5 protein-coding genes and 1 pseudogene are annotated in these 4,419 nt (G+C 56.7%); 3 read left to right on the top strand and 3 right to left on the bottom strand.

Going from position 1 to position 4,419, the window contains the following annotated elements:
- Window positions 1–165: 165 nt before the first annotated feature.
- Together BMI01S_RS41620 and BMI01S_RS42285 are read right to left on the bottom strand one after the other, a co-directional pair.
- A complete protein-coding gene (locus tag BMI01S_RS41620) occupies window positions 166–744 on the bottom strand; it encodes a hypothetical protein (RefSeq protein WP_156123902.1) in 579 nt (192 codons plus the stop codon).
- A gap of 153 nt (window positions 745–897) precedes the next feature.
- Entirely contained in the window at window positions 898–1,362 is a 465-nt protein-coding gene (locus BMI01S_RS42285) for a hypothetical protein (protein WP_169745501.1), read from the bottom strand.
- 33 nt (window positions 1,363–1,395) lie between these two features.
- Between BMI01S_RS42285 and BMI01S_RS40175 the strand changes: the two genes are divergently transcribed.
- Window positions 1,396–2,193: a DDE-type integrase/transposase/recombinase gene (locus BMI01S_RS40175; RefSeq protein ID WP_169745500.1), complete on the top strand. Its 798-nt coding sequence runs from the start codon at window positions 1,396–1,398 to the stop codon at window positions 2,191–2,193.
- A 601-nt stretch (window positions 2,194–2,794) separates the two neighbouring features.
- Here BMI01S_RS40175 and BMI01S_RS36105 read toward each other — a convergent pair.
- Window positions 2,795–3,223: a hypothetical protein gene (locus tag BMI01S_RS36105; protein ID WP_028233083.1), complete on the bottom strand. Its 429-nt coding sequence runs from the start codon at window positions 3,221–3,223 to the stop codon at window positions 2,795–2,797.
- Window positions 3,224–3,579: 356 nt separating this feature from the next.
- Between BMI01S_RS36105 and BMI01S_RS36100 the strand changes: the two are divergent.
- A pseudogene (locus BMI01S_RS36100) lies at window positions 3,580–3,924 on the top strand (IS6 family transposase); the annotation flags it as partial.
- A gap of 35 nt (window positions 3,925–3,959) precedes the next feature.
- A partial coding sequence (locus tag BMI01S_RS36095; protein ID WP_042292827.1) for a transposase occupies window positions 3,960–4,419 on the top strand: 460 nt, incomplete at its 3' end.

The raw sequence follows: 4,419 nt of genomic DNA, 5'->3' as shown, positions 1-4,419 counted from the left end.
GAACTCGACGCCGTGAAGATAAATTTATATTGAAGGACATAAGCTTTCTTCGTAGATAAGGAACGTCAGCCGTCTGACACAGTGCACGCCTAGCGGTATCGTGGCGATACCAAAGACACTCCGCTGTCTCAAGCCAATGAACGAGGCGAATGGCGATCTGAGTAACTAAATACGCTGATAGTTGCAGCTACTGCCACGCCACTCTGGCAAATATCCTTCACGATCATATGCGCCACCGACGTATGTGCAACGCCAACTCCACTCCCCCATCCAATCGGAGCGCCATCCCGCTGGGCAGCTTGACTGCAAGGTGAGGTAGTTATCCGCCCCGATCACGTGGACTTTCCCCCATCGTTCGCTGAAGTTGATGACTGCGCGGCCCTTCCAGCCCGGGTTAGGGCCACAAGTGACCGTTTCGCTACGAATATTGCATGCATTCCATGACTTATTGAACCCGCCGTCGATCGCCATGTCGCCGATTTTTATCGGGATTCCCCACTGCGCATCGATGTTAAAGCTGGTGGTGTGGCATGACGAATGGCCTGTCGTTAACGCCACGGTTCCACAGCTTCCTCCAGAGCCACCGAAACAATAGTGCCAGTCCGATCCATCCAAGGAGTAGCCGTGCTGGTTTTTGCCGATCCAACCCAAGAACTGGGTGTTAAGCGTCTGCGCGCTGACGGGGCCGTTATAAGCGTGCAGCCAAGAAGCTATGAGCAGAATTAATATCTTCTTTGATGCCACGGAAAATTCCTCCCTTAGTTTGGGTTAAGGCTACGCTGATCAAGCCGCGTAAATGCGACTTGTTGTGGCCAAGGCATGCATAAATTCTCGAGATCGCCGCGGTGCCTCCGGCTGAAGAGCCGGAGGCGTGGGCTCTGAGTTTCAAGCTCACGCTCAAGCACTGGCCTGCGGATGGCTCGACGCATTGAAGCAGCTAAGCTTGCGGCAGTTTTCGGCGATGTGGGCTCCTCGACGGTCGATGGCATCCGGCGCAGGCAATGGCTTGCGGGCCGCTCGGTTCGATACGTACATGACCTCAAATATCCTGGCTCTGGCGGGGATGAACGCGGGCCTGAAGGGCGGCACAGCGATCCTCTTGAAGCCCGGCTCAATGAGGCCATGCGCCGCGTTGGCGAGTTGACCATGGAGAACGAGATCCTGCACAAGGAGCGCGAGCGGCAGGCACGCACCCCTTTGGTCGCGCGGAAGTCGTCGAAATGAGCAATGAGACTTCCGCTGATACCGGCAGGCGCTAATGGCGCTGAAGCGCGTTTGCCAGACGCTCAATTTCCCTCGTTCGTCGATCCATGCCGAACGCGCCAATGCAAAGGCGACCGTCACTCCCATCACCAGGCTCAAACGCGGTCCCAAACCGAGGTGCCGGACACCGCCTTGCTGCAAGCAATCCAGAATGATCTGGAAAGCTCGCCGTTCACCGGCGAGGGGCATCGCAAGGTATGGGCCCGTCTGCGCATTCTGCGCGACATACGGGCCTCGCGTGAGGGTGTGCTGCGTCTGATGCGCGAACACCATCTGCTTTCGCCGCATCGCGGGCCGCTGGGTGAGGAAAACCTCCACGACGGACGGATCACAACCGATACGCCCAACGAGATGTGGGGAACCGATGGGGTTCGCATCCAAACCGTGGAAGATGGTCTGGTGTGGGTCTTCGCGGCCGTCGATCATTGCGACGGGTATTGCGCAGGCATCCACGCGGTGAAGGCTGGCGACCGCTTCGCCGCGCTTGAGCCTGTTGCTCAGGGGCTGCAAAGCGAATTCGGCGGGGTGAGTGCCGCGATCGGAGCGGGACTGACGCTGCGCATGGATCATGGCTCCCAGTACACGTCCGACGACTTTCGGAACCAGCTCAAATTCTGGGGCGTCACGGCGAGCTACGCCTTCGTCGCCGAACCGCAAACCAATGGCGTCGCTGAGCGGGTCAATCGGACCATGAAAGAACAAACGATTCACGGGCGTATCTTCAGGAATGTTGATGAAGTTCGTGACGCTGTCGTTGACTTCAAAGATCGTTACAACCGAGAATGGTGGCTGAAAAACTGGGCTTCATGTCACCCCTCGAAGCTCGTCAGGCACGGATGTTTAAACAGGCCGCCCGAGTCCCAAAACCGTGTCCAAACAATCCGGGCCGATACAACACAAGATTTTTGTTACCGATTTATCTGTTGCTAGGTTCGACCTGTTGCGGTCGTCGGCTCAATCTGTCACCCCTGAACTTGCAACACGTTGCAAAGTCGATTGCGCAATTAACGCCGAAATTGCGCTTATCGCGAATTCCCAATATCAATGGGGCAGACGTAAGCTTCATTTCGAAACCTCCGGTTTGCAGGTGAAGTTCTCCTGACTTTTCGTGTCATCTGTTTGACTCAGCCGCAAGTCCCCAGTTTTGCCGGGGTACTCACCAAGTTATAAGCTTTACGACAGTCGGTGGGGGTAACGTCCGCCAAAAATCCAAGCTGAAGGAGTATCAACAAAGCCTTAACCACACGAGATGGGACTGCAAGTATCTCGTAGCGGAGTCGGCGCAAGGAGCGAATCATCGGTCCACTCAGGTGGCAATTCCGCGAGACAATTTACGAGCTTTCGTCGCAGAAGGAGCCAGAGGAACCTGGATAAGCACTCTTCCAGGCGGCCACAATTTCGAGCGATTGGCTTTGGATGTGTTTGACCTCAACGGAACGGCATCCATTCTGGCTCGGGCTGAGCGGGCAGTGGATTGGTTGCACCACTCCGAGGGCGACTCGAAGACAAAACCCCGGGGAACTCATCACCGCTACTTCGTGCCTGCACTGCAGCAATAGGCGAGCAGAAATGTAGGAGTCCCGGGCGTCTCTGCCACGATGTTGCGGATGTCCTTGTTGAGCTTGGCCATTGCAGCTGACACATAGTCGGGAGCCGGCAGCTTGTTCGTATTGAAGTCGTGGACAGCCACAGCAATGGCCTTGTTGTCTGCCGTCACAGGATGGGCGAGAGCCCGATCTTCTTCCGCAAACCTTTGCTCGCGCGTTGCGACAGCACCGACTTGTCCCACGCAATAGCCGTGGGTGCCCGACATTACGTGAATCGTATGGCCGTCGCCCTTTAGCCCTGCAGCGATCTTCTCAAGAGCCGCTGCGACGTCCCTTACGCTACATCCCCCATGGAACCCCCAAATCTGCACAGTACCAAGGTTGTCGTTGGTAATTTTTACGAGTTCTGCCATATCCATTTCCGAAGGAGAAAGAGGAAACGCGTCGTGATGCACGGCGTACGAAGGTGTCCAACCATTCTTGAGAAGTCAGTAGATCAACGGCCACACGAGATCCTAGTGATTTAAGAGGTGCCATCCATTACGAATCAAGCTCTCAGCCTTTGGCGAGTCCACTTGGTTACCGCGCACCGCGAGGTACATCTTGCCGCGTGGACAAGAGAGAAACAAGACAATTAACATCAAGATAATTGATATGCAGTTCAGTCCGAGCGAACCGTGGCGCAGCAGTTTGTTCATGGCCCGGTGCAAGCATTTCCACGGCTCTGTCAGGTTGACGCAGGAGCGGGGGTAGAATGAAGCGATGATGAAAGTCGCTTTATGACGGTCACCGCTTCCCTGCCATCGTCATCAGCTGCGCGGTTCGCTGGTATTTTCGGTTCAGCCTGAGCCTGCGCGATATCGAGGAGTTGTTGCTCGAGCGTGGTGTCGTCGTCAGGCACGAAACAATCCGTTGCTGGTGCGACAAGTTTGGCGCTGAATTCGCCCAGCGTGCAAAGACGGCGCGGCGCAAGCGGGGCAACACATGGCATCTGGATGAGATGTTCGTGACGCTGCGCGGGGAGCCGTATCTGCTGTGGCGCGCGGTCGATGAGTGTGGCACTGAACTCGACATTCTGGTGCAAAAACGACGCGACAAGGCCGCAGCCAAGCGAAAGAGTCCGGTGATCTATCCGACGAGCGAGCTTTCATGCCTTACAAGGCAAGACTGAAGACGGGCGAACCGCGCAAACGAGCGAAGCCGGGCTATGCGGTAACAAACGCGCACGAGTACAACGAAAGCCTGAAGCGGCGCGGGCAACTCAGCCTGTATAGTCCCGACGGAGACCTGAAGGCGCTGTTCATCAACGACACGCCCTACCAGAAGGGCGTGTCGGGTCAGTCCCGGACGTACAGCGATGCGTACCTCGAACTGATCTTCATCTTCTACCGGCTGTTCGGCTGGGGCATGCGGCAGATCACCGGCCACATGCACGAATTCTGGGCGCTGCGCGGACTCGACATCGGGGTACCGAGTTTCGGGCTTCTGAGCGAGCGGTTCCGTACGCTCGAGGTTCAGGTCAAACAACGCTGCGCTCGCGTGGCCGAACGCCGGCGCAACGGCGAAGCTATCAGCCTGATCGTCGACAGCAGCGGCATGAACTTTGGCT

The sequence above is a fragment of the Paraburkholderia mimosarum LMG 23256 = NBRC 106338 genome, assembly GCF_000739815.1.
Classification (GTDB): Bacteria; Pseudomonadota; Gammaproteobacteria; order Burkholderiales; family Burkholderiaceae; genus Paraburkholderia; species Paraburkholderia mimosarum.
This window is presented reverse-complemented; position numbering and strand designations above follow the sequence as displayed.

What these genes read in the sequence shown, in the direction of transcription:
- BMI01S_RS36105 (WP_028233083.1), bottom strand. Translation starts at nt 3,223, where the DNA reads ATGGCAGAACTCGTAAAAATTACCAACGACAACCTTGGTACTGTGCAG.